Origin of the sequence: Klebsiella sp. JB_Kp004 (assembly GCF_040065795.1) — a bacterium.
GTDB classification, from domain to species: domain Bacteria; phylum Pseudomonadota; class Gammaproteobacteria; order Enterobacterales; family Enterobacteriaceae; genus Klebsiella; species Klebsiella quasipneumoniae.
In genome coordinates this window covers 17,480-40,479 of sequence record NZ_JBEAKW010000001.1, presented here as the reverse complement: position 1 = coordinate 40,479, position 23,000 = coordinate 17,480, and the positions used below count along the sequence as shown (strand labels likewise).

The window sequence follows — 23,000 nt, the reverse complement described above, 5'->3', positions numbered from 1 at the left end:
ATACCGCGCCGGGGTTGCCCCGGCCAGCGGGAAAGCGGATCAGCGTGCGCAGACCCCGGCGAAGGCGCTGGCTACCCGCGCAATATTGCCGTGGTTGAGCCCGGCCACGCAGACGCGACCGCTGGCAATCAGATAGATGCCATGTTCTTCACGCAGAACGTCTACCTGATCGGCGCTAAAGCCGGTGTAACTGAACATGCCGCGCTGGGTCAGCAGATAGGAAAAATCCACCGCCGGCAGGGCTGCCTGCAGAGCCTTCACCAGCGCGACGCGCATGGCGCTGATGCGGGTGCGCATGGCCTCCACTTCCCCCTGCCACAGGGCATTCAGCTCGGGATCGTTGAGCACCTGCGACACCACCTGGGCGCCAAACCCCGGCGGGCTGGAGTAGTTGCGGCGTACGGTAGCTTTCAACTGGCCCAGCACGCGCCCGGCGGCATCGGCGTTGTCACAGACCACCGACAGGCCGCCGACACGCTCGCCGTACAGTGAAAAAATCTTCGAGAACGAGTTGCTGACCAGCGCCGTCAGTCCGGCGCTGGCGATGGCGCGTATGGCATAGGCATCTTCATCCAGCCCGCGGCCAAAACCCTGGTAGGCAATATCGAGGAACGGGATCAGCTCCCGGGCGATCAACACCTCAATCACCCGATCCCACTGCTCGGGGGCGAGATCGGCCCCCGTCGGATTATGGCAGCAAGGATGGAGCAGCACGATGCTGCGCGGCGGGAGCTGCTGGAGGGCGGCAAGCATAGCGGGGAAATTGACCCCACGGGTGGCGCTGTCGAACCAGGGATAGGTATGCACCTCGAAACCCGCCCCGGCAAAGATGGCCACATGGTTCTCCCAGGTTGGATCGCTGACCCAGACCGCGGAGTCGGGGAAGTAGCGCTTGAGGAAATCAGCACCCACCTTCAGCGCGCCGGAGCCGCCCAGCGTCTGGATGGTGGCGATGCGTCCGGCACGCAACGCCGGATGGTGTTCGCCAAACAGCAGCGTCTGGACCGCGCGGCGATAGGGAGCCAGTCCCTCCATCGGCAGATAGAGGCTGGCCTTGTGCAACTGGCTCTGCAGCCGGTCAGCGGCCTGACGGACCGCCTCCAGCTGAGGAATGATGGCCTGCTCGTTATAGTACAGCCCGATGCTAAGGTTAACTTTGTCTGCCCGGGGATCCTGTTGAAAGGCCTCCATCAGCGACAGGATAGGATCGCCCGCGTAGGCGTCAACGTTCTGGAACACAGTGGTTACTCCTGAAATGACCGTTAAAGGTGAAGCCATTACACCGCGTAGCGTCCTGGGCGGTGGTTCATGGCGATAATCGAATTCAAAATCACGGCGCCGAGGACAGAGACCAGCAGCATCGGCAGGCTAACCACCCACAGCGAGGCGGTGACGATGCAGGCGTCCACCACCATCTGGAATTTACCGGCGCGGATGCCGCTTTTATCCTGCAGATAGAGGGCCAGAATATTGACGCCGCCGAGGCTCGCTTTATGGCGGAACAGCACCACAAAGCCGATACCGACCATGATGTTGCCGAAGAGGGTGGCGTAATAGGGGTTCAGGCGATCGACATGGATAAAGTAGCCGTGCAGGTCGGAGAACAGCGACACCAGTCCGACCGCGCAGAAGGTTTTCAGCGTGAAGGCGGCGCCCATCCGCCGGACGGAGAGCCAGTAGAAGGGCAGGTTAATGGCGAAAAAAACCACGCCGAACGGCAGGTGGGTGGCGTAGTGGATCAGAAAGGCCATGCCTGCCGTCCCGCCGGTCAGGGCGCCGGCCTGGCGAAACAGGATAATGCCAAAGGAGATCATCAGCGTGCCGAACAGCAGCGCCAGGGCATCCTCCAGCCAGGTGTGGGTCAGTTTTTCAGGGGAAAGGACGTTATCCATAAATAAGCACTATCTTTTCGTTAACAAGGATAAGCTCTTGTTTGCAAAAATCGCACCAGAGGAGCGTGCCCGGACGATTGGTTGCGGAAAAAATAGCCGTGGTTTAGCCTAACCTGTTGTTCTGTCGGAAAGAGAAAATCGCACGGGTCGTGCGCATAATGGTTATGAAATGCGTAAGTTGTGCGAATTTACTGCTTATCACGCATTGACTGGCCCCGCATCTGCACCAGCGCAGGGCACTGTGCTCCGGTTCAGCGCAGCGAGGGCGTGCCCGGCATCAGCTGGCCGTTCTCCTTCAGGCGGTTGAGCACGACGGCGGTTTTCAGATGAGCCACCCCTTTGTTTTGCGCCAGAATATGGCTGATCAAATGGCTCAGTCCGGGCAGGTCCGGGACCGTTACCCGCAGCAGATAATCGGCGTCGCCGGTGGTTTTCCAGGCGTCCAGAATGGCGTCCACTTCACTGAGCATCTGATGAAAGCTCTCCACGCATTGTGGGGTGTGATTCAGCAGGCGCACCTCAATCAGGCCAAGCATCTCCTGCCCGGCGGCATCCGGCGCCAGACGCGCATGGTAGCCGAGGATAAGCTGCGCCTGTTCAAGGGCGATACGGCGGCGCGAACACTGGGAAGCGGACAGGCCGATAAGCTCGCTAAGCTCCTGATTGGTCAAACGGCCATTGGCCTGCAGCAGGGTAAGAATTTTCAGATCATAGTCGTCGATGTTGTACATAGTGGCCACTAGCGGAACGTAAAAGTGGCTACCAGCCTAACAGTTTTTTGCCTGGCGTGAAGCCTGACCCGACGGCGGCAAACCGGATGCACCAAAACGGGTCAGCATCATGCATGAAGTCACTAGTTTTCTCATGATCTGTGCGTCATCTGGCCAATTTTCGCGCGTTATGCGCCAGGTCAGCGGCGCGATGACCAGCTTTCAGAACGAACTGGAAAATAATATTTCAATATCATTCAATGGATTAGTTTTGGTCTGACGCTCCGCGACGATCCACTGGCCTGAAAGTTGCTACCGGCGAAAGTGACTTTTTACAGACAGGGGCAGGTCAGAGATGACAACGCAGCAAGAGCATCAGTTAAAGCGCGGGTTAAAAAACCGCCATATCCAGTTGATCGCCCTCGGGGGGGCGGTCGGCACCGGACTGTTTTTAGGTATCGCGCAAACGATCCGTATGGCAGGCCCCTCGGTCCTGCTGGGGTACGCCATCGCCGGGGTTATCGCCTTCTTTATCATGCGTCAGCTTGGCGAAATGGTGGTAGAGGAGCCGGTGGCGGGGTCGTTCAGCCATTTCGCCAACCGCTACTGGGGGCCCTTCGCCGGGTTTATGTCCGGCTGGAATTACTGGGTGTTGTACGTGCTGGTAAGCATGGCGGAGCTGACGGCGGTGGGGATCTATATTCAGTACTGGTGGCCGGAGGTACCCACCTGGCTGTCGGCGGCAATCTTCTTCGTGGCGATCAACGCCATCAACCTGACGCACGTCAAAGTGTATGGCGAGCTGGAGTTCTGGTTCTCGATTGTCAAAGTGGCCGCCATCATCAGCATGATCGCCTTTGGCTGCTATCTGTTATTTAGCGGTCACGGCGGGCCGGCGGCGACGGTGGCCAACCTGTGGCAGGACGGGGGATTTTTCCCTAACGGTATCACGGGCTTAGTGATGGCCATGGCGGTGATCATGTTCTCCTTCGGCGGGCTTGAGCTGGTGGGGATCACCGCGGCGGAAGCCGACGAACCGCATAAAACCATTCCCAAAGCCACCAACCAGGTGATCTACCGTATTCTGCTTTTTTATGTGGGGTCGCTGGCGGTCTTGCTGTCACTCTACCCGTGGCGGAACGTCGTGGAAGGGGGAAGCCCCTTTGTGCTGATCTTTCACGCCATTGACAGCAATATTGTGGCCAACGCCCTCAATCTGGTGGTGCTCACCGCCGCGCTGTCGGTCTACAACAGCTGCGTCTACTGCAACAGCCGGATGCTGTTCGGCCTGGCTCAGCAGGGCAACGCCCCGCGCGCGCTGCTGCGGGTGAACCACCGCGGGATCCCGTTGACCGCCCTAGCGGTGTCCGCCGTCGCCACGGCGCTTTGCGTGGTGATTAACTATGTGATGCCCGGGAAAGCCTTTGCCCTGCTGATGGCCCTGGTGGTAGCCGCCCTGGTCATCAACTGGGCGATGATCTGCATCACTCATCTTAAGTTCCGCCGCGCCATGCAGCGGGCCGGGAAGGTAACGGCTTTCCAGAGTTTCGCCTATCCCCTGACAAACTGGCTGTGTCTGCTGTTTCTCGCCGGGATCCTCGGGGTGATGTATCTGACCCCGGACATCCGCATCTCCGTCTGCCTGATCCCGGTATGGCTGCTGATCCTTGCCGCAGGCTATCTGCTGCGCAGGAAAAGCGCGCCGGAGCCGGTGGCGGCGCTGGAGGAGCGGTAGTCGCCGACGCCCTGCCTGGCGGCAGGGCGATATTGTTTCGACTAAAAATCACGGGGAAATAGATAATTACGATAAATGACATCTCACGTTATCGGTCTGGAAATTGACAAAAGCGTGGGGCAGACAGCCTGGGGTTCTGGCTGGTCGTTATCCTGTTTATCGCCGGTGGGGAAGGAGAGCCGCCAGCGGGAACGAGGGCCGTGGCGGCGGAAGGGGGGAGATCAACGGCAGGCGCGTCGGCCTGGCCTTCGGTATACCGCAACAGGCTGCCTGTTAATCCACGTTAGTAAAATAATCTCGCGCGGCGGTCTCGACGCGCTTCGCGTCCAGCCCGGTCTTCTCAGTGATCTGCTCGATAAACGGTTTAAATTTTTCGTCCATCACGTTCCCTCCTTCCCAGTGGGCGACGTAGAATTTGCACTGATAGCGATAAAAATGGAGAGTGGTATCTCCTAACGTGTAGTACATGAGCTTCTCCTGTCCGGTATTGCGGTCACCGCGTCCACAGCGTCAGCAACCTTGTTCTCATCACGATCGATCTGTTCTCTATCCTCCTCCCAATTGGCTGAAATTTCCAGCGGTGCTTTAGGCAAAAACGCAGGATAAAGAAAGGATAATTTGCTGACAGGCAGTGATTATTTCTACAGTCGGGGTGGCGATCCGGTTACCTGCGGGCCGCGCAGATAACCGGAGTAGCGACAGGCTTAGCGCAGCGCGTTGCGCTCGTCGTCGGTCAGGTCGAGGGTCTGCGCCACGCCGCTTTCTGCAGAGCGCGCCGCCGCTTCCAGGACGGCCATCACCGCCAGCGCCTGCACCGGCGGCACCGGATTGGCGATCAGGCCCTTCAGCGCGTCGCGGATCTGCATATAGTACAGGCGCTGATCGCCCGGCGGGGTAGGCTGGGTTTGGGTCTGCAGCGAGGCGTCATAGATAACCAGCCCATCCTCATCCTCGCCCCAGCCGGCGCTTCCCGGTACCACACCCGCCAGCAGCAGGCTCTCCTGCTGGTCGGCCCGCGCTTTGACAACGCTGCCTTTATCGCCATGCACCGTGAAGCGCGAGGAGCCCCCCGCGACCAGCATGCTGCAGTGGAGGATCGCTTTATGCGCCGGGTAGTTTAAGACCACATGCGCCCAGTCGTTGACCTCCGCGCCGTCGCGCAGGGTGGCGATATTGCCCTGTACCGACTGCGGCAGACCAAACAGCTGCAGCGCCTGATCGATCAGGTGCGGCCCCAGATCGAACCATAAGCCGCTGCCGGGGACGTTCTGCTCGCGCCAGCGGACGCGGACTTCCGGGCGGAACCGGTCGAAATGGGACTCAAAATGTTTCACCGTGCCGATGGCGCCTTGCTCAATAACCTGACGGATACCGAGATAGTCGCTGTCCCAACGGCGGTTATGGAAGACGGAAAGCAGCCGCTGTTTAACCTGCGCCAGGGCGATCAGCTCCCGGGCCTCCTGCATATCAAGGGTAAAGGGTTTGTCCACCACCACATGCTTGCCGGCGTTCAGCGCCAGGCGGGCCAGCGGCGCGTGCGTGGCGTTGGGGGAGGCGATAACCACCAGATCGACATCCGGGTGCTGGACCGCCGCTTCCGGGGAAGCGATCACCGTGACGTCCGGCAGGTCGCGTTTGACTTTCTCTTCATCGCGCGAGGCGACGAAGGCCAGGTTCAGGCCCGGCACCGAACGGATAAGCGGCGCGTGGAAAGTCTTACCGACGAAGCCATAGCCAATCAGGGCGATATTTATCGTGTTGTTACTCATCAGGTTCTCCACGTTGTTAAGCGTCAGCAATATGTACAGAGAGGGCAGGATCATCCCCCAGCTCAGGCCAGGGACGATCGAGGAAAAGATGGTGAATGTCTCTGAGACCGGCCACCAGCCAGGGTTCGCAATGGTTGACTTTGGTATGGTCCGCCACCAGCCAGTGTTCCGCGCTGGCGGCGAGCATGGCGCGTTTTACGTCCGCATCGGCCTCCTGGCTGGCGCTCAGGCCCAGTTCGGCATGCAACGCGCAGGCGCCGAGAATCGCGATATCGGCGCGGTAGCGCGCCACCAGCGACAGCGTGGCGCTGCCGGCGAACAGCCGCTGTTCACTGTCCCACTGGCCGCCAAGCAGGATAAGCTGGATATCGGCGCGGTCGCTGAACAGCTGGGCGATATCCAGCGAAGCGGTGATCACGGTCATGGGGCCTTTCAGCTGGGTAGCGACGGCCAGCAGTGTGCTGCCGGCGTCGAGAAACAGCGTCGAGCCGGAGGGGATGCGCGCGGCGACCTGCTGGCCCAGACGCTGTTTCGTTCCGGGGAGCAGGGCGTTTCTTCCCTGGCGCGTCATCGCCGGGACGTTAAGCGCGATGGCGCCGCCGTGGCTTTTCTGCAGTACCCCCTGGTTTTCCAGCTCACTGAGATCCCGGCGTATGGTATCGGCCGACACCTGCAGCGCATCAACCAGTTCGCTGATGCTCAGCTGACCGGTTTCACTCAGCCGGTCAAGGATGTGTTTTTGTCGCGCGAGCTTATGCATGACGAGAGACTCCGCAAATTGACGCAATAAACGGCATAATACAGCAAAAAACCGCAAAATAAACCGCAAAAGGTCGCAGTGAACCGCGCAAAACCTGAAGAACTTGATTTCACTACACTTTAACGTTAAATGAGGAAAGCGGGCGCGGCCCGGGGGAAAGCGCTTTTTAATGAAGCGATTAGCCTCTTTCACCGGGCAATAAACAGCGAAAAAGCGCGCTTTCGCGTACCTTATACAGAGCGCGCGCAATGCGACAGGCATGGATTAACGGAGGTTGAGTGGACGCGATTAAAGGCTCGGAGTTGCAGATACCGGACGCGATCTTCGCGTGGGTGCTCGACGGGCAGGGGGGCGTGAAGCCGCTCGCCGATGACGATATTATCGACAAAGAGAAACCCTGCTGGCTGCATCTCAACTATACCCATAGCGACAGCGCCGACTGGCTGGCGGCCACCCCGTTGCTGCCCAATAACGTGCGCGATGCCCTGGCGGGCGAGAGCACCCGACCGCGGGTGACGCGGATCGGCGACGGGGCGTTGATTACCCTGCGCTGCATCAACGGCAGCACCGATGAACGGCCAGACCAGCTGGTGGCGATGCGTCTGTATATGGATGAGCGGCTGATCGTCTCCACTCGTCAGCGCAAAGTGCTGGCGCTGGACGATGTGCTGGGCGACCTGAAGGAGGGCAATGGGCCGACGGATGGCGGCAGCTGGCTGGTGGAAGTCTGCGACGCGCTGACCGATCATGCCAGTGAGTTTATTGAACAACTGCACGACCGAATTATCGACCTCGAAGACGACCTGCTCGATCAGCAGGTGCCGCCGCGCGGTTTTCTCGCGCTACTGCGTAAGCAGCTGATTGTGATGCGCCGGTATATGGCGCCGCAGCGCGATGTTTACGCCCGGCTGGCCAGCGAACGCCTGCCGTGGATGAGCGACGATCAGCGGCGGCGGATGCAGGATATCGCCGAGCGGCTGGGGCGTGGGCTGGACGAGATCGACAGCTGCATTGCCCGGACGGCGATCATGAGCGATGAGATCGCCCAGATTATGCAGGAGTCGCTGGCGCGGCGGACCTATACGATGTCGTTGATGGCGATGGTGTTTCTGCCCAGCACCTTTTTAACCGGCCTGTTCGGCGTCAACCTCGGGGGGATCCCAGGTAACAGCTGGCATCTGGGCTTTAGCCTCTTCTGCCTGATGTTAGTCGTTGTCATCGGTGGTGTTGCGTGGTGGTTACATCGCAGTAAATGGTTGTAAAGAATCGCCTTTTGGCGGCGACGATGCCGGGAAAACCCGGCAATGTTTGAGCGAAATCAATAAACCCTCTACCCATTCAGGGCAATATCTCTCTCGCAGGTGAATGCAACGTCAAGCGATGGGCGTTGCGCTCCATATTGTCTTACTTCCTTTTTTGAATTACTGCATAGCACAATTGATTCGTACGACGCCGACTTTGTTGAGTCGGCTTTTTTTTTGCGCTCTCCTGACCAGCTTCTACGCTTACTAAGACACCCGACGGTCTTCAGGCCGTTTACGCCTGCGGGTACGCCCGTATCACTTTCCGGGAGGCCACTATGCATTACGCTTCAGGGCTGACAGCCCAGTCCATCCCCATCTCGCCCGAGCCGAACGATCCGGTTCCTTTACCCGATCCGCGACCGCGCCCGCAGCCGCAGCCCGATCCGCCGCCTGATGAAGAGCCGATTAAATTGTCGCATCAGGCGCGGAGATCTGCGAGGATACGCGCCTGCAGATCGTCTGTCCTTTAATACGAGAATACATTGTGACCGCTTTTTCTACCCTGACTGTTTTACCTGCCGCCCAATTAGCCAACCTTAACGAGCTGGGTTATCTGTCGATGACGCCGGTTCAGGCCGCCGCCCTGCCGGCGATCCTCGCGGGGAAAGATGTGCGCGTGCAGGCAAAAACCGGCAGCGGAAAAACGGCCGCCTTCGGGCTGGGCCTGCTGCAGCATATCGATCCGTCGCGCTTTGAGACCCAGTCGCTGGTGCTGTGTCCGACCCGCGAACTGGCCGATCAGGTTGCCGGCGAGCTGCGCCGTCTGGCGCGCTGCCTGCCGAACATCAAGATTTTGATGCTCTGCGGCGGGCAGCCGTTTGGCGCTCAGCGCGATTCACTGCAGCACGCCCCGCATATTATCGTCGCCACCCCGGGCCGTCTGCTCGATCATCTGCAGAAGGGGACGGTCTCTCTCGACGCGCTGCAGACCCTGGTGATGGATGAAGCGGACCGCATGCTCGATATGGGCTTCAGCGACGCCATCGACGAGGTGATCCGCTTCGCGCCGGCTGACCGGCAGACGCTGCTGTTTTCCGCCACCTGGCCTGCGGCGATCGCGGCGATCAGCGGTCGGGTGCAGCGTCATCCGGAAACGATTGAGATTGACAGCGTCGATGCGTTACCGGCTATCGAACAGCAGTTCTTTGAAGTTTCCCGTCACGGCAAGATTGCGCTGCTCCAGCGTCTGCTTAGCCAGCATCAGCCGGCGTCCTGCGTGGTGTTCTGCAATACCAAGCGCGATTGCCAGGCGGTCTGCGATGCGCTCAACGCCGCCGGGCAGAGCGCATTATCGCTGCACGGTGACCTCGAGCAGCGCGACCGCGATCAAACGCTGGTGCGCTTCGCGAACGGCAGCGTCCGGGTTCTGGTGGCGACCGACGTCGCCGCCCGCGGCCTGGACATCAAATCTCTCGCGCTGGTGGTGAACTTCGAGCTGGCCTGGGATCCGGAGGTGCATGTTCACCGCATCGGCCGCACCGCCCGCGCCGGCGAACAAGGTCTCGCTATCAGCTTCTGCGCGCCGGAAGAGGCGCAGCGCGCCACCATTCTGGCCGACATGCTGCAATTATCCCTTAACTGGCTGCCGGCGCCGACGGGCAACGCTATCACGCCGCTGACGGCGGAGATGGCGACGCTGTGCATCGACGGCGGAAAAAAGGCGAAAATGCGCCCGGGGGATGTGCTGGGAGCGTTGACCGGAGATATGGGGTTTGATGGCGCCGATATCGGCAAAATTACCATCCACCCGGCCCACGTCTATGTGGCGATCCGCCAGAATATGGCGCAGAAAGCGTATAAGCAGTTACAAAACGGCAAGATCAAAGGCAAAGCCTGCCGCGTACGACTGCTGAAGTAAGGGCAGAATAGCGCGTCTCAGGGGCGGCCTGAGACGCTTTCGGGTTACTTCACTTCCACTACGTTCAGACGCAGCTCATCTAACCGGGCGTCCTCTTCCTCCGGCTGCCAGCCGGCAGGCTGCAGGGGAATCTCTTCCCGATCAAACGCCAGATCGCCGCCGTCCACCACCTCAGAACCGTGGGTGATGCCTTTAAAATCAAACAGATTAACGTCGCTCAGGTGCGAAGGCACCACGTTCTGCATCGCGCTAAACATGGTTTCAATGCGTCCCGGATAACGCTTATCCCAGTCGCGAAGCATATCGGCGATCACCTGGCGCTGCAGGTTAGGCTGCGACCCGCACAGGTTGCATGGAATGATCGGGAAGCCCTTGGCCTGGGAGAAGCGCTCGATGTCCTTTTCGCGGCAGTAGGCCAGCGGGCGGATGACGATGTGTTTGCCGTCATCGCTCATCAGCTTCGGCGGCATTCCTTTCATTTTGCCGCCGTAGAACATATTCAGGAACAGCGTCTGCAGGATGTCGTCGCGATGATGGCCGAGGGCAATCTTGGTGGCGCCGAGTTCGCTGGCGGTACGGTAGAGAATGCCGCGGCGCAGGCGAGAGCAGAGCGAGCAGGTGGTTTTCCCTTCCGGGATCTTCTCTTTGACGATGCCGTAGGTATTCTCTTCGACAATCTTGTATTCAACTCCCAGCTGCTCAAGATAAGCCGGCAGAATATGCTCCGGGAACCCGGGCTGTTTCTGGTCGAGGTTCACCGCCACCAGCGAGAAGGAGATGGGCGCGCTTTTCTGCAGGTTACGCAGGATCTCCAGCATGGTATAGCTGTCCTTGCCGCCTGACAGACAAACCATAATGCGGTCGCCTTCTTCAATCATATTGAAGTCGGCGATCGCCTCACCGACGTTGCGGCGCAGACGTTTCTGCAGCTTATCGATGTTGTATTTTTCTTTTTTACTGATTTCTTGATTTTGCAGCATGTAATAGTGGCTCAATTCATAGTGTGGCATCAGAAGAGCACGCGTTCTGCCAGCCGCTGGACAACGTGGCGCTGGCGCGTAGCAATTAATGAGGTCTGACAGACAACCGTGGCGTGTATGGTACGGATTCAGGGGCGGAATGTCAGCATCTTTCCGGCACTTTCCGCTGCGGGCAGGGGCAGAAGTAAAAATAAAAAGCCCGCCGGGCGGCGGGCTGAGGCGTTAGCGAACGACCAGCACCGAGCACTCGGCGTGGCGGACCACCGCGGCGGCGTTGGAGCCCAGCAGATAGGTGGTAATATCCGGCCGGTGCGAAGCGATGATCACCAGGTCGGCGGGTAGCGACCTGGCGAGGGCCAGGATCTTATCCTTCGGCGATCCTTCGGCAACGTGAAAATGTTTCCGATCTTCCGGGATAGAGAACTGCTTCGCGAGCTCTTTAAGCTGCGTTTCCGTCCCTTCGCGCAGCTCATCCATACCAGGCAGTTCGGCGGTATAGGCCATTCCCAGTGAGGCATAATAAGGCAGGGAAGGGATAACGGAGAGGAAATGGACCTCAGCGTCGTCAATCCGCGCTTCCGATTCAACGTGACTGATAATGCGTTCAGTAAATTCTTTATCAGAGATATCGATGGGGACAAGAATCATTCTGCTCATAAAACCTCCTGTTTAAGTATCCCCTCATATTGTACGGCATTATGGCACGTTTTGTATCATGACCGCAGTCACACTTTGACATTAACGTGGCTTGCGTTCGGGGAATTTTCCCTTTATCACGCCGTCATAAAATCGGCCTTTTGACACCACCTGTAAAAAGTCACGAAAAATACGCGGTGGAACCCCGGTATATTGCAACGGCGGCTGGTGATAAAAACAGATTTCCAGCGTGGCGGAGGCGTCATCATAGGCGACAGAGATAATTCGGGAAGATTTTACCGGGTGATGATGCATGATGGACGTCCTCGGGCAGGCACTGACTGAGCACGACTATATCACTAAAAGGACGGCTATTTTAAGCTGTGGGATATATTGTTTTGTTTTAGCTGCTGCGATGCAAAGAGAGATAAAGCCCGCCGGAACCGGCGGGCTGGCGCATCAGAACTGGTAAACCAGGCCCAGCGCGACGATGTTGTCGGTAGAAATACCGTTGTCTTTGTAGAAGCTGTCGTTGTCATCCAGCAGGTTGATTTTGTAATCAACGTAGGTGGACATATTACGGTTGAAGTAATAGGTGGCGCCGACGTCCATATATTTGACCAGATCTTTATCGGCGTAGCTGCCGGTATTATAGAGATCTTTGCCTTTGGACTGCAGGTAGGAGATAGCCGGACGCAGACCGAAGTCGAACTGATACTGAGCAGTGACTTCGAAGTTTTGCGTCTTGTTGGCCACGCCGTCATTGCCGTACGGGGTCATATTGCGGGTTTCAGAGTACATGGTCGCCAGGTAGATATCGTTGGCGTCGTACTTCAGGCCGGCAGTCCAGGCTTCGGCTTTATCGCCGCGGGCGTTGGTCTGGGTCATCTGATCGTTGGTACGGTCAGAAGAGGTATAGGCCGCAGCCGCGCTGATGCCCATGCCGAAGTTATAGGAGGTGGAGAGACCGAAACCGTCGCCGTTGTCAAAGCGAACATCGCTGTCGCTGCTGCGGTTATTGGTGCCGACGTTGATATCCTGGGCGTTCTGGCCTTCGTTTTTACCCTGATACTGCAGGGCGAAGTTCAGACCATCTACCAGACCGAAGAAATCGCTGTTGCGGTAGGTCGCGACGCCGTTGGCGCGGCCTGCCATAAAGTTATCCGCATAGGTGTAAGAGTCGCCGCCGAACTCCGGCAGCATATCGGTCCAGCCTTCGACGTCGTACAGCACGCCGTAGTTACGACCGTAGTCGAAAGAACCGTAATCGCCCACTTTGATACCGGCGAAGGCCAGACGGGTCCACGCCTGATCGCCGGCGCTTTCGGTATTGTTGGCCTGAACGTTGTATTCCCACTGGCCGTAACCGGTGAGCATATCGTTGATCTGGGTTTCGCCTTTAAAGCCAAAGCGAACGTAAGTTTGGTCGCCGTCTTTTTTCGAGTCGCTGGAGAAATAGTGCAGACCGTCTACCTTGCCATAGACATCTAATTTATTTCCGTCTTTATTATAAATTTCCGCCGCGTGCGCAGCGCCAGCGGCTAATAAAGCCGGAATAACGAGGGCCAGTACTTTTCTTTTCATGAAGAAATTCCTTTAACTGTTTTTATGTTCTAGCTTCCGGGAAGGAAGTGAACTCATGCTAAAGGAGCGGTCTGAGATATGGTAAGACTCAATTGTTACGATATAAGTAAAATCTAAATAAAATACGTCTGAAGTAATGGTGATAATTATGGTGAATATATCTGCGAATAATATACAAAATAAAAATTATACATATTCAGTTTGATCGCGTATTATTCGCGCGTTATATGCCTTTATTGTCATGCCAAGCATTTTTATTTGCCGTCTCATTCTGCGGAATGATTTTGTTTATCGGTAAAACGACAAGCCCGAACTTTATGTTCGGGCTTTTTTTATGACTGCGGGAGGAAAAATAACCTTAGCTCTCGCTCGGTGATTTCTCCGCTTTGCCCGCCAGCTGGGCGAGGAAGTCGTAGCGCTTCTGCAGGTCGGCGGCAGCGTCTTTCCACAGTTGCTCCGCCACTTCCGGCTGCTGCGCATTCAGGCGACGGAAGCGTTGCTCATTGAGCAGCGTCTCAGCCAGGGCGTCTGACGGTGGGCGGGAGTCCAGCGCCAGTGGGATCTTGCCTTCTTCCGCCCGACGCGGGTCGAAGCGGTAGAGCGGCCAGAAGCCGGTAGCGGTCAGCTGACGCATCTGATCGTGGCTGAGCGCCAGATCGTAGCCATGCTCTTCGCAAGGACTGTAGGCGATGATCAGCGACGGCCCCGGATAGGCTTCCGCTTCCTGAATCGCTTTCACCGTCTGGTTCAGCTGCGCGCCCAGCGAAATCTGCGCCACATAGACATGACCGTACATCATCATGCTGACGCCAAGATCTTTGCGCGCCTTGCGTTTACCGTGCTCGCCAAACTTAGTGACCGCCCCCAGCGGGGTGGCTTTTGACGCCTGGCCGCCGGTGTTGGAGTAACACTGGGTATCCAGCACCAGAATGTTGACATTTTCCGTCAGGCTCAGCACATGGTCCAGACCGCCGAAGCCGATATCGTAGGCCCAGCCGTCGCCGCCGATCAGCCAGACGGATTTCTCCACCAGCGCGTCGGCATCGGTCAGCAGCTCTTCAGCGCCTTGCACGCCGGCCAGCGCCTGACGCAGGGCTGCCACCTGTTCGCGGCGCGCTTCCGGCGTCGCCTCGGCATGCAGCGCCGCGTTCAGCTCTGCCGGCAGCTGGTCGGCGAATTCGCTCAGCAGGCGCATCACGCGCTGGCGATGCTGGTCGACGGTTAAGCGGAAGCCGAGCCCGAATTCAGCGTTATCCTCAAACAGCGAGTTGGCCCACGCCGGGCCGCGGCCGTTGGCGTCGGTCGTGTACGGGGTCGAGGGCAGGTTGCCGCCGTAAATGGATGAGCAGCCGGTGGCATTGGCAATCAGCATCCGGTCGCCATACAGCTGGGTCAGCAGTTTGATATACGGCGTTTCGCCACAGCCGGAGCAGGCGCCGGAGTATTCAAACAGCGGGCTGATCAGCTGCGAAGTGCGGATATCAATACGCTCCAGTTTGCTGCGGTCGATTTCCGGCAGGTTGAGGAAGTAATCGTAATTCACTTTCTCCTCTTCCACATGCTCCAGGCGCGACATCATATTGATGGCCTTGATCTCCGGGTTCTGGCGATCTTTTGCCGGGCACACTTCCACGCACAGGTTGCAGCCGGTGCAGTCTTCCGGGGCGACCTGCAGAACGTATTTCTGCCCGCGCATATCGCGGGATTTAACGTCCAGCGAGTGCAGACTGGCAGGGGCGTTCTCCATGTCCTCCGGCGCGACCACTTTGGCGCGAATTGCCGAGTGCGGGCAGGCGGCAACGCAGTGGTTACACTGGGTGCAGAGCGCTTCCTTCCAGATCGGGATCTCTTCGGCGATGTTGCGTTTCTCCCAGCGGGTGGTGCCCATGGGCCAGGTGCCGTCCGGCGGCAGGGCGGAGACAGGCAGCGCATCGCCGAGGCCGGCCAGCATGGCGGCAGTAACCGTTTTGACGAAATCCGGCGCGGCGTCGGAGACCACCGGCGGGCGGTTCGGACTGCTGGCATTCACCGGCTGCAGCGGCACTTCCGCCAGGGACTCGCGGGCCAGGGCCAGCGCCTGCCAGTTACGTTCCACCAGCTCCTGACCTTTGCTGCTGTAGCTTTTGGCGATGGCCGCCTGCAGTTCCGCCAGCGCGCTGTCGCCTGGCAGGATGTGAGTCAGATGGAAGAAGGCCATCTGCATCACGGTATTAATGCGCGCCCCGAGGCTACATTCGCGGGCGATCTTCGCCGCGTTGACCACGTAAAAACGCGCTTTTTTCTGATTCAGGGTGGCCTGCACTTCCTGCGGCAGGCGGGACCAGACTTCATCGGCGCTGTACGGCGTGTTGAGCAGGAAAATGCCGCCGGGCTTCAGCCGCTCGGTCATCTGGTACTTATCGATAAACTGCAGCTGGTGGCAGCCAACGAAATCGGCCTGCGAAATCAGATACGAAGAACGAATCGGCTTTTCGCTGACCCGCAGATGGGAGACGGTCAGGCCGCCCGCCTTCTTCGAGTCATAGACAAAGTACCCCTGGGAGAACCACGGGGTGGAGTTGCCGATGATTTTGATATTGTTTTTGGTGGCCGACACGCTGCCGTCGCTGCCGAGGCCGTAGAACAGCGCTTCGAGCTTGGCCTCTGCTGGCAGAGTATTTTCGCCCAGCGGTAGCGACAGGTTGGTCACGTCGTCATAGATGCCGACGGTAAAGCGCGGCTTCGGCTGGGCGGCCTGCAGCTCATGGAATATCGCCAGCACGCATTCCGGACCGAACTCCTTGGAAGAGAGACCGTAGCGGCCGCCGATGGTCCGCGGCAGCGTCTCGCGCTCGCCGCGGTTAAAGGCTTCCGCCAGGGCGGTCATCACGTCGAGATACAGCGGCTCCGCGTGCGCGCCAGGTTCTTTGGTGCGATCCAGCACCGCCACCGCCCGGACGCTCTCCGGCAGCGCTGCCAGCAGGTGGGCGGCGGAGAACGGACGATAGAGGCGGACCTTCAGTACGCCGACTTTCTCGCCGCGGCTCAGCAGCTCATCGACCACCTCTTCGCAGGTGCCGATGGCCGAGCCCATAATGACGATGACGCGTTCCGCCTGAGGATGGCCGTAAAACTCAAACGGTTTGTACTGGCGGCCGGTGGCGGCGGCGAAGTCATCCATCGCTTTCTCGACATGATCATAAACCGCGTCGTACCACGGGTTGGTGGCCTCCCGCGACTGAAAGTAGGTGTCAGGGTTGGCCGAGGTCCCGCGGATCACCGGGTGTTCCGGATTGAGCGCGCGCTGGCGATGCTCAGCGATTTTTTCCTGCGGCAGCAGGGCGCGAATCGTGTCATCCGCCAGCGGGGCGATTTTGTTGATTTCGTGCGAGGTGCGGAAACCATCAAAGAAATGAATAAACGGCACCCGGCTTTGCAGAGTGGCGATATGCGAGATCAGCGCGAAATCCTGCGCTTCCTGAACGCTGCTGGCGCACAGCATGGCGCACCCGGTCTGGCGGACCGCCATCACATCGGAATGGTCGCCGAAGATCGACAGCGCGTGGGTGGCGACGGTGCGGGCGGCGACGTGCAGGACAAACGGCATCAGCTGGCCGGCCAGTTTGTACAGCGTGGGGATCATCAGCAGCAGGCCCTGCGATGAGGTAAAGGAGGTGGAGAGGGCGCCGGTCTGCAGCGCGCCATGTACGGCGCCAATGGCGCCTGCCTCCGACTGCATTTCGACCACGCGGGGCACATCGCCCCAGACGTTTTTCAGCCCATTGCCGGCCCAGGCGTCGGCCTGTTCCGCCATCGTTGAACTGGGCGTGATCGGGTAGATGGCGATAACTTCACTGGTGCGAAACGCGACGGAAGCGACCGCGCCATTACCATCAATAGTAATCATAGGAAGACACCCTTACATTGCGCAAAAGAATGGACGCGTAAAACCGCGACGCGCCCTGTAATTATATAAGAGGTAGTTTAGCAAACCGTTGATGCCGCCATTTTTGCATTTGTGTCCTCAATGCGGCGGCCACCCGTGACCAGATCAATATTTTGCGCGGTTCGCGGAGAAAGTAGCTTTCCAGAGCATGAAGGCCAGCGATTGTCCGGTGGCGAACCCGGGGGAGATCAACCTTTAGGCAGAAATTTGCTAGAAAATGTTAATGAGACGCATAAATACGTACTTCCCCTCTCGACGCCGCGCGCCACGCTGCCTATTATTCTTGGGTTTGCTTTTTAAGACGTTTCCGAGGGGAGAGAAAATGCGAGCTGCGATATTAGTGGGATGTGCGGCGCTGTTGCTGTCGGCGTGCAGTAGTGAACCCGTTCAGCAGGCCACGGCGGCGCACGTCACGCCAGGAATGCGGGCGGCGATGAGCGACGCCGGTCAGGCCAACTGCGCCATGATAGGCGGCTCGTTATCGGTGGCTCGTCAGCTCGATGGTTCGGCGATCGGCATGTGCGCGTTGCCGAACGGTAAACGCTGCAGCGAGCAGGCGCTGGCGGGCGGAAGCTGCGGCTATTAATGGCAGCCCCGCAGCGGGTTCACCACGCCGGCTAGTGCATCAGGTCGGCGAGCTTATAGACCAGCGTCTGGTCGGCGGTCGCCAGCGTCAACTGGTTTTCCGTCAGATCGACCTGCGCGCCCTCGCGCAGCATCTTACCAATGGTCGCGTCAAGGGTATTGAGCTGGGCATCCTGGCACAGCATCCGGGTCATCGCCAGCGATTTAACCTTCAGCTCGCCGTCCGACACCTTACCTTCCCCGCTGAAGCCGTTGCACATATTGCCCGAAACATACATATTGCCCGTAATAGCCATCTTCTCGCCGAAGCTCAGCTCCAGCGGCCGGTCGCCCGCGTTCACCGCCTGGCCGTTGACGCTGGTCAACACGAAACGATGATGCTGTAGCTGTTCCGCGCCGGTGGACACCTTACTGTTATAGACACAGCCGGACAGCAGCAACCCTGCCGCCAGTAATGCCGCAAATTTGTTCATTTTTACTCCAAAACATTCACATTACTAATAAAATAAAGCCAGTGTAACGGTATCGCAGCGGGGATCTGTGGGGATTATCTGAATGTGCTCCCCCCGGGGAGAGGAGCACAAAAGGGAAAGGAATCAGACGATAGCGTTCGGGCAGGTTTCACCGTTGGCGACCTGCTGCAGATTGCCCAGGGTGGTCTCCGAAATGCTGATCAGCGCCTCGGCGGTGAGGAACGCCTGATGGCCGGTGAACAGCACGTTGTGGCAGGCGGAGAGGCGACGGAAGACGTCGTCCTGGATCACGTCGTTGGATTTGTCTTCGAAGAACAGATCGCGTTCGTTCTCATAAACGTCCAGCCCCAGCGCGCCGATTTTCTGGTGCTTCAGGGCATCGATGGCCGCCTGGGAATCGATCAGCGCGCCGCGGCTGGTGTTAATCACCATCACCCCGTCCTTCATCTGATCGAAGGCCTCGCGATTGAGCAGATGGTAGTTTTCGTCGGTGAGCGGGCAGTGCAGGGAGATCACGTCCGACTCCTTGTACAGCGTGGCCAGGTCAACATATTCCACCCCCAGCTCCAGCGAGGCGGCGCTTGGGTACGGATCAAAAGCCAGCAGACGCATGCCGAAGCCTTTAAGGATCCGTAGCATCGCCACGCCAATTTTCCCGGTGCCGATCACCCCGGCGGTTTTGCCGTACATGGTGAAACCGGTGAGGCCTTCGAGGGAGAAATTGGCATCACGGGTACGCTGGTAGGCGCGGTGGATGCGGCGGTTAAGCGACATCATCATGCCGATCGCATGTTCAGCGACCGCTTCCGGCGAGTAGGCCGGGACGCGCACGACGCGCAGGCCAAGCGCTTTCGCCGCCTCGAGGTCGACGTTGTTAAACCCGGCGCAGCGCAGGGCGATATACTTCACGCCGTGGGCCTTCAGTTCCTCCAGCACCGGACGGCTGCCGTCGTCATTGACGAAGATGCATACCGCTTCGCAACCGTGGGCGGTTTTGGCGGTTTTCTCTGTCAGCAGGAAGTCGAAGAATTCCAGTTCAAAGCCGTAGGTATCATTAACGTGCTGCAGGTACTTTTTATCGTACTGCTTCGTACTGTAAACCGCGATTTTCATAAGACTTTTCTCCAGTGATTATAACGTCACGGTAGCATATTTAAAATAATCGTACAATTATTAAAAAATAGTTTAAATAGCAGGTGCTTATCCTAATTCTAGAGCATATCGCGGATTTGCGGAATCTCTTTGAAAGACAAAGTTTTTTCACCACAAACTCAGGCTTAAAGCGCCGGGGGAGAGCAGCAGAAACGGCCACAGCAGACCGGAGGTGACGTTAGCCAGCTGAAACGACCACAGCGGCAGGCCGCTGGCGCCGCTAACCAGGGGCAGGGTGGCGCGCAGGGGAGAGAGGAAGCGACTGAAAAAGACCGCCCACAGCCCGCGGCGCTGAAAAAAGAGTCGGCTGCGGGCCAGCCGCTCGGCGGTCAGCCAGCGCAACTGGGTGAGGCGGTGACGATAGCGAACGCCTAACCACCACGAGAGCCAGAATCCGCCGATGGCGCCGAGGCTGGCGCTGGACCACATTAACAGGAAATGACCGAGGCTGGCGGACGCGAATGTCCCCAGCAGCAGCAGGCCGGAGGTGCCCGGGATCGCCAGCGACACCAGCGCGCAGGATTTAGTGAAGGTGAGCAGGAAAACCATCAGTAATACCAATGGATAGTGGCCCTGTGCGCTCTCAATGAGCGAGATAATTAACGACACTGTCTCTCCCGCAAGCAAAACCGAACTGGCTGGAGTGTGGCAGGTAGCGCTTAAACAAAAGCTAAATAGTGACGAGCGATCGCCGCGCCGCGATACCGGCTGGCAACTATGCTTTAACAGGTCGCAAACTTTCACTCACTGGTCGAACGTGTCACAATGGGCGCCTTTCGGCTTTTACTTATGTTGAATCAGGATATTAACTGCCCATGAAGGGTAAATATAAAGCCGCCATCGCGCTGGTGCTAGCGCTGGTGTTACTGCCGCTAACCCTGCTGTTGACGCTGACCCACTGGGTGCCGACGCTGGCGGGCATCTGGCTGCCCGTGGGCACTCATATCGCTTTGCAGGAGAGCCCGCGTCTTACGCGCTCCGCCCTGCTGATCCCCGATCTGCGCTATCTGGTGGGCGACTGTGAACTCGCCCGGGTGACCGATGCCCGTCTCTCGCGCCCCAGCCGCTGGCGGTTGCATATTGACCAGCTGGAGATCAACAGCGCCTGCCTGAGCAAACTGCCGGCCAGCGATCCCGCGCCGGGGTCGCCTCGCACCCTCGCCGAATGGCAATCAATGCTGCCCTACAGCTGGTTAACCATTGAGAACCTGCGGCTGTCGCCGTGGGAAAAATGGCAGGGGCGGCTGGTGATGTCCTTGACGCCTGCGCAGCAGGATATCGGCTTCGCCGGGAATGATTTGAGCCTGCAGGCGCGCCTGCGCGGCCAGGCGCTCACTGTCAGCCAGTTCAGCGCCCGGCTGACTGACAATCAGCCGCCGGTGAAGCTGGTGGGGACCTTCCATCTGCCGCTGGTGCCGGATGGCCTGCCGGTCGATGGCCAGATGCAGGGTACCTTCGAATTTCCGCAGACTGCAGAATGGATCGATGCCGAGCTGGCGTGGCAGCATAATCGCGGCCAGCTGCTGGTCACCCCGCGCGGCGAGGTGGAGCCCATTCTCGACCTGCCGTGGGAGATCACCCCGGAACGGATCACCATCAGCGACGGCCGCTGGCGCACCCGCTACGAGGCGTATCCGCTGAGCGGCCGCGTGGCGCTGTCGGTCGGTAACTGGCAGCAGGGCACGGAACAGATGATCGTCAGCGGCCGCTTAAATGTGCTCACCGAGGGGCATGCCGGCAAAGGCAACGCGGTGCTGAATATCGGTCCGGGCAAGTTAAGCATGGATAACAGCGACCTGCCGCTGCGGCTCACCGGCGAGGCCAAGCTGGGGGAGATGATCTTTTACGCCGCGCTGCCGGCTCAGCTCAGCGGGCCGCTGGTCAGCCCGCAGCTGGCGTTTCACCCCGGGGCGCTACTGCGTTCGCGCGGGCGGGTGATCGACGCGCTGAACATTGACGAAATCCGCTGGCCGCTGGCCGGGGTGAAGGTTACCCAGCAGGGCGTCGATGGCCGCCTGCAGGCGATCCTCCGCGCCCATGAGCAGCAGATGGGCGACTTTACGTTGCACCTGGACGGCCTGGCGAACGATTTTCTGCCCGACAGCGGCCGCTGGCAGTGGCGCTACTGGGGCGAGGGGCATTTCACGCCAATGCAGGCGCGCTGGGATGTGAAGGGCAGCGGTGAGTGGCGGGACAATGCCATTACGCTGAGCAGCCTCTCCACTGGCTTCGATAAGCTCGAGTACGGCACGATGCGGGTCAGCACGCCGCGTCTGACCCTCGAGCAGCCGATTCGCTGGCTGCGCGACGCTGAGCATCCGCGGCTGACCGGCGCGCTGTCGCTGGATGCGGCAAAAACCACCTTCTCCGGCGGCAGCTATCTCCCGGCGTCGACGCTGAAATTCGCTCTCGACGGCCGGGACCCGACGTGGTTCCAGTTCACCGGCGCGCTGCACGCCGATACCATTGGCCCGGTGCGGTTGACCGGGCGCTGGGATGGCGAACGGCTGCGCGGCCAGGCCTGGTGGCCTAAACAGTCGCTGACGGTATTCCAGCCGCTGGTGCCGCCGGACTGGAAGATGAACCTGCGCGAAGGCAGTCTCTATGCGCAGGTGGCCTTCTCGGCGGCAGCCGGGCAGGGATTTGAGGCGGGCGGTCATGGCGTCCTGAAGGGCGGCAGCGCCTGGATGCCGGATAACCAGATCAATGGCGTCGACTTCGTTCTGCCGTTCCGCTTCAGCGATGGCCACTGGCAGCTGGGCACCCGCCGTCCGGTCTCCCTGCGCATTGGCGAAATCGTCAACCAGGTCACCGCGCGCAACCTGACGGCGGACCTGCAGGGCACCTGGCCATGGAGCGAGGCCAATCCGCTGCAGCTTAGCGACGTCAGCGTCGATCTGTTAGGCGGCAAGCTGACCCTGCTGCAGCTGCGCATGCCGCAGCGCGACCCGGCGCTGATCCGTCTGCAGCACATCTCCAGCAGCGAACTGACCAGCGCGGTCAAGGTGAAGCAGTTCGCCATGTCCGGGGCGGTGAGCGGCGCGCTGCCGCTGTGGCTGGAGAACAATCAATGGATTATCCACGACGGCTGGTTGCGCAATGACGGACCGATGACGCTGCGGCTCGACAAAGACACCGCCGATGCGCTGGTGGCGGACAACGTCTCCGCCGGGGCGGCGATCAACTGGCTGCGCTATATGGAGATCTCCCGTTCATCGACGCAGATTAACCTCACCAATCTGGGCGTGCTGACGCTTAAGGCCGCCATCAACGGCACCAGCCGGGTGGACGGGAAAAGCAGTACCGTGCATTTAAACTACGCTCATGAGGAGAATATTTTCGATCTGTGGCGCAGTTTACGCTTCGGCGACAATTTACAGGCGTGGCTTGAGCAAAATGCCACGCTGCCCGTGCGGCGCTGTACGGACGGTAAGACATGTAAGGAACCTAAATGAAGAAGCTGTTACTGGCCATAGTGGCGTCGATGCTGCTTGCCGGCTGTACGCCGCGTATCGAAATTGCGGCGTCGAAAGAGCCCATCACCATCAATATGAATGTCAAAATTGAGCATGAGATCCATATCAAGGTCGATAAGGATGTGGAAAACCTGCTGAAATCCCGCAGCGATTTGTTCTGA

General features: G+C 59.1%; 21 protein-coding genes. 7 read left to right on the top strand and 14 right to left on the bottom strand.

The genetic code is table 11. The annotated features are described in order from the left end of the window. Nucleotides 1-39 precede the first annotated feature (39 nt). From ABLX76_RS00185 to ABLX76_RS00175, 3 genes are all read right to left on the bottom strand, one after another. The gene (locus ABLX76_RS00185; protein WP_087776798.1) at nucleotides 40-1,239 is read right to left on the bottom strand and encodes an amino acid aminotransferase; all 1,200 of its coding nucleotides are present in this window, start codon (nucleotides 1,237-1,239) and stop codon (nucleotides 40-42) included. 38 nt (nucleotides 1,240-1,277) lie between these two features. Beyond that, nucleotides 1,278-1,892 carry a YitT family protein gene (locus ABLX76_RS00180; protein ID WP_004176405.1) on the bottom strand — a complete coding sequence of 205 codons (615 nt, stop codon included), beginning with the start codon at nucleotides 1,890-1,892 and terminating at the stop codon, nucleotides 1,278-1,280. A gap of 251 nt (nucleotides 1,893-2,143) precedes the next feature. Next, nucleotides 2,144-2,623: an Lrp/AsnC family transcriptional regulator gene (locus ABLX76_RS00175; protein ID WP_023289419.1), complete on the bottom strand. Its 480-nt coding sequence runs from the start codon at nucleotides 2,621-2,623 to the stop codon at nucleotides 2,144-2,146. A gap of 334 nt (nucleotides 2,624-2,957) precedes the next feature. Between ABLX76_RS00175 and ABLX76_RS00170 the strand changes: the two genes are divergently transcribed. Next, nucleotides 2,958-4,337: an amino acid permease gene (locus tag ABLX76_RS00170; RefSeq protein WP_043522066.1), complete on the top strand. Its 1,380-nt coding sequence runs from the start codon at nucleotides 2,958-2,960 to the stop codon at nucleotides 4,335-4,337. 273 nt (nucleotides 4,338-4,610) lie between these two features. On the opposite strand, the gene ABLX76_RS00165 is transcribed toward ABLX76_RS00170, so the two are convergent. The 3 genes from ABLX76_RS00165 to ABLX76_RS00155 all read right to left on the bottom strand — a co-directional run bounded on the left by ABLX76_RS00165 (nucleotide 4,611) and on the right by ABLX76_RS00155 (nucleotide 6,866). Then, a complete protein-coding gene (locus ABLX76_RS00165; RefSeq protein WP_004203980.1) occupies nucleotides 4,611-4,805 on the bottom strand; it encodes a hypothetical protein in 195 nt (64 codons plus the stop codon). Nucleotides 4,806-5,041: 236 nt separating this feature from the next. Continuing rightward, complete coding sequence (locus tag ABLX76_RS00160; RefSeq protein ID WP_158241082.1) at nucleotides 5,042-6,160, bottom strand: oxidoreductase; 1,119 nt, start codon at nucleotides 6,158-6,160, stop codon at nucleotides 5,042-5,044. Beyond that, nucleotides 6,123-6,866 carry a DeoR/GlpR family DNA-binding transcription regulator gene (locus ABLX76_RS00155; protein WP_086075377.1) on the bottom strand — a complete coding sequence of 248 codons (744 nt, stop codon included), beginning with the start codon at nucleotides 6,864-6,866 and terminating at the stop codon, nucleotides 6,123-6,125. Before ABLX76_RS00155 ends, ABLX76_RS00160 begins: the two co-directional genes overlap by 38 nt. A gap of 278 nt (nucleotides 6,867-7,144) precedes the next feature. Here ABLX76_RS00155 and zntB point away from each other — a divergent pair, with 278 nt between their 5' ends. From zntB to dbpA, 3 genes are all read left to right on the top strand, one after another. Then, nucleotides 7,145-8,128, top strand: coding sequence for a zinc transporter ZntB (gene zntB, locus ABLX76_RS00150; protein ID WP_032436262.1), 984 nt, complete (start codon nucleotides 7,145-7,147; stop codon nucleotides 8,126-8,128). Between the two features lie 317 nt (nucleotides 8,129-8,445). Continuing rightward, nucleotides 8,446-8,640 carry a hypothetical protein gene (locus ABLX76_RS00145; RefSeq protein WP_071592553.1) on the top strand — a complete coding sequence of 65 codons (195 nt, stop codon included), beginning with the start codon at nucleotides 8,446-8,448 and terminating at the stop codon, nucleotides 8,638-8,640. A 14-nt stretch (nucleotides 8,641-8,654) separates the two neighbouring features. Continuing rightward, nucleotides 8,655-10,028, top strand: coding sequence for an ATP-dependent RNA helicase DbpA (dbpA, locus tag ABLX76_RS00140; RefSeq protein ID WP_086075378.1), 1,374 nt, complete (start codon nucleotides 8,655-8,657; stop codon nucleotides 10,026-10,028). Between the two features lie 44 nt (nucleotides 10,029-10,072). Here dbpA and ttcA read toward each other — a convergent pair whose 3' ends face one another. From ttcA to nifJ, 5 genes are all read right to left on the bottom strand, one after another. Further along, a complete protein-coding gene (gene ttcA, locus ABLX76_RS00135) occupies nucleotides 10,073-11,008 on the bottom strand; it encodes a tRNA 2-thiocytidine(32) synthetase TtcA (RefSeq protein WP_048297383.1) in 936 nt (311 codons plus the stop codon). Between the two features lie 222 nt (nucleotides 11,009-11,230). After that, nucleotides 11,231-11,665, bottom strand: a complete 435-nt coding sequence (gene uspF / locus ABLX76_RS00130; protein ID WP_023289426.1) for a universal stress protein UspF — start codon at nucleotides 11,663-11,665, stop codon at nucleotides 11,231-11,233. An 81-nt stretch (nucleotides 11,666-11,746) separates the two neighbouring features. Further along, a complete protein-coding gene (locus ABLX76_RS00125; RefSeq protein WP_023289427.1) occupies nucleotides 11,747-11,959 on the bottom strand; it encodes a KTSC domain-containing protein in 213 nt (70 codons plus the stop codon). A 144-nt stretch (nucleotides 11,960-12,103) separates the two neighbouring features. Next, entirely contained in the window at nucleotides 12,104-13,228 is a 1,125-nt protein-coding gene (gene ompK37, locus ABLX76_RS00120; RefSeq protein ID WP_044522574.1) for a porin OmpK37, read from the bottom strand. A 358-nt stretch (nucleotides 13,229-13,586) separates the two neighbouring features. After that, entirely contained in the window at nucleotides 13,587-17,114 is a 3,528-nt protein-coding gene (gene nifJ, locus ABLX76_RS00115) for a pyruvate:ferredoxin (flavodoxin) oxidoreductase (RefSeq protein ID WP_101992702.1), read from the bottom strand. Between the two features lie 361 nt (nucleotides 17,115-17,475). On the opposite strand from nifJ, the gene ABLX76_RS00110 reads away from it, so the two are divergent. Further along, entirely contained in the window at nucleotides 17,476-17,739 is a 264-nt protein-coding gene (locus ABLX76_RS00110) for a DUF333 domain-containing protein (RefSeq protein WP_008805145.1), read from the top strand. A gap of 31 nt (nucleotides 17,740-17,770) precedes the next feature. On the opposite strand, the gene hslJ is transcribed toward ABLX76_RS00110, so the two are convergent. From hslJ to ABLX76_RS00095, 3 genes are all read right to left on the bottom strand, one after another. Beyond that, nucleotides 17,771-18,211: a heat shock protein HslJ gene (gene hslJ, locus ABLX76_RS00105; RefSeq protein WP_065882208.1), complete on the bottom strand. Its 441-nt coding sequence runs from the start codon at nucleotides 18,209-18,211 to the stop codon at nucleotides 17,771-17,773. Between the two features lie 123 nt (nucleotides 18,212-18,334). Then, nucleotides 18,335-19,324: a 2-hydroxyacid dehydrogenase gene (locus ABLX76_RS00100; RefSeq protein WP_348873681.1), complete on the bottom strand. Its 990-nt coding sequence runs from the start codon at nucleotides 19,322-19,324 to the stop codon at nucleotides 18,335-18,337. Between the two features lie 147 nt (nucleotides 19,325-19,471). Next, nucleotides 19,472-19,972, bottom strand: coding sequence for a DedA family protein (locus ABLX76_RS00095; RefSeq protein ID WP_023289432.1), 501 nt, complete (start codon nucleotides 19,970-19,972; stop codon nucleotides 19,472-19,474). A gap of 206 nt (nucleotides 19,973-20,178) precedes the next feature. Here ABLX76_RS00095 and ABLX76_RS00090 point away from each other — a divergent pair, with 206 nt between their 5' ends. Both ABLX76_RS00090 and ABLX76_RS00085 read left to right on the top strand, forming a co-directional pair. Then, entirely contained in the window at nucleotides 20,179-22,818 is a 2,640-nt protein-coding gene (locus ABLX76_RS00090) for a YdbH family protein (RefSeq protein ID WP_348873679.1), read from the top strand. Continuing rightward, on the top strand, nucleotides 22,815-23,000 hold the full coding sequence (locus ABLX76_RS00085) for a YnbE family lipoprotein (RefSeq protein ID WP_004204017.1): 186 nt from the start codon (nucleotides 22,815-22,817) through the stop codon (nucleotides 22,998-23,000). Before ABLX76_RS00090 ends, ABLX76_RS00085 begins: the two co-directional genes overlap by 4 nt.

Excerpts from the sequence above, each read along its gene's own strand:
- ABLX76_RS00180 (WP_004176405.1), bottom strand. The coding sequence starts at position 1,892 with ATGGATAACGTCCTTTCCCCTGAAAAACTGACCCACACCTGGCTGGAG.
- ABLX76_RS00175 (WP_023289419.1), bottom strand. The coding sequence starts at position 2,623 with ATGTACAACATCGACGACTATGATCTGAAAATTCTTACCCTGCTGCAG.
- ABLX76_RS00170 (WP_043522066.1), top strand. The coding sequence starts at position 2,958 with ATGACAACGCAGCAAGAGCATCAGTTAAAGCGCGGGTTAAAAAACCGC.
- ABLX76_RS00165 (WP_004203980.1), bottom strand. The coding sequence starts at position 4,805 with ATGTACTACACGTTAGGAGATACCACTCTCCATTTTTATCGCTATCAG.
- ABLX76_RS00160 (WP_158241082.1), bottom strand. The coding sequence starts at position 6,160 with ATGATCCTGCCCTCTCTGTACATATTGCTGACGCTTAACAACGTGGAG.
- ABLX76_RS00155 (WP_086075377.1), bottom strand. The coding sequence starts at position 6,866 with ATGCATAAGCTCGCGCGACAAAAACACATCCTTGACCGGCTGAGTGAA.
- ABLX76_RS00145 (WP_071592553.1), top strand. The coding sequence starts at position 8,446 with ATGCATTACGCTTCAGGGCTGACAGCCCAGTCCATCCCCATCTCGCCC.
- ttcA (WP_048297383.1), bottom strand. The coding sequence starts at position 11,008 with ATGCTGCAAAATCAAGAAATCAGTAAAAAAGAAAAATACAACATCGAT.
- uspF (WP_023289426.1), bottom strand. The coding sequence starts at position 11,665 with ATGAGCAGAATGATTCTTGTCCCCATCGATATCTCTGATAAAGAATTT.
- ABLX76_RS00125 (WP_023289427.1), bottom strand. The coding sequence starts at position 11,959 with ATGCATCATCACCCGGTAAAATCTTCCCGAATTATCTCTGTCGCCTAT.
- ompK37 (WP_044522574.1), bottom strand. The coding sequence starts at position 13,228 with ATGAAAAGAAAAGTACTGGCCCTCGTTATTCCGGCTTTATTAGCCGCT.
- nifJ (WP_101992702.1), bottom strand. The coding sequence starts at position 17,114 with ATGATTACTATTGATGGTAATGGCGCGGTCGCTTCCGTCGCGTTTCGC.
- ABLX76_RS00110 (WP_008805145.1), top strand. The coding sequence starts at position 17,476 with ATGCGAGCTGCGATATTAGTGGGATGTGCGGCGCTGTTGCTGTCGGCG.
- hslJ (WP_065882208.1), bottom strand. The coding sequence starts at position 18,211 with ATGAACAAATTTGCGGCATTACTGGCGGCAGGGTTGCTGCTGTCCGGC.
- ABLX76_RS00100 (WP_348873681.1), bottom strand. The coding sequence starts at position 19,324 with ATGAAAATCGCGGTTTACAGTACGAAGCAGTACGATAAAAAGTACCTG.
- ABLX76_RS00090 (WP_348873679.1), top strand. The coding sequence starts at position 20,179 with ATGAAGGGTAAATATAAAGCCGCCATCGCGCTGGTGCTAGCGCTGGTG.
- ABLX76_RS00085 (WP_004204017.1), top strand. The coding sequence starts at position 22,815 with ATGAAGAAGCTGTTACTGGCCATAGTGGCGTCGATGCTGCTTGCCGGC.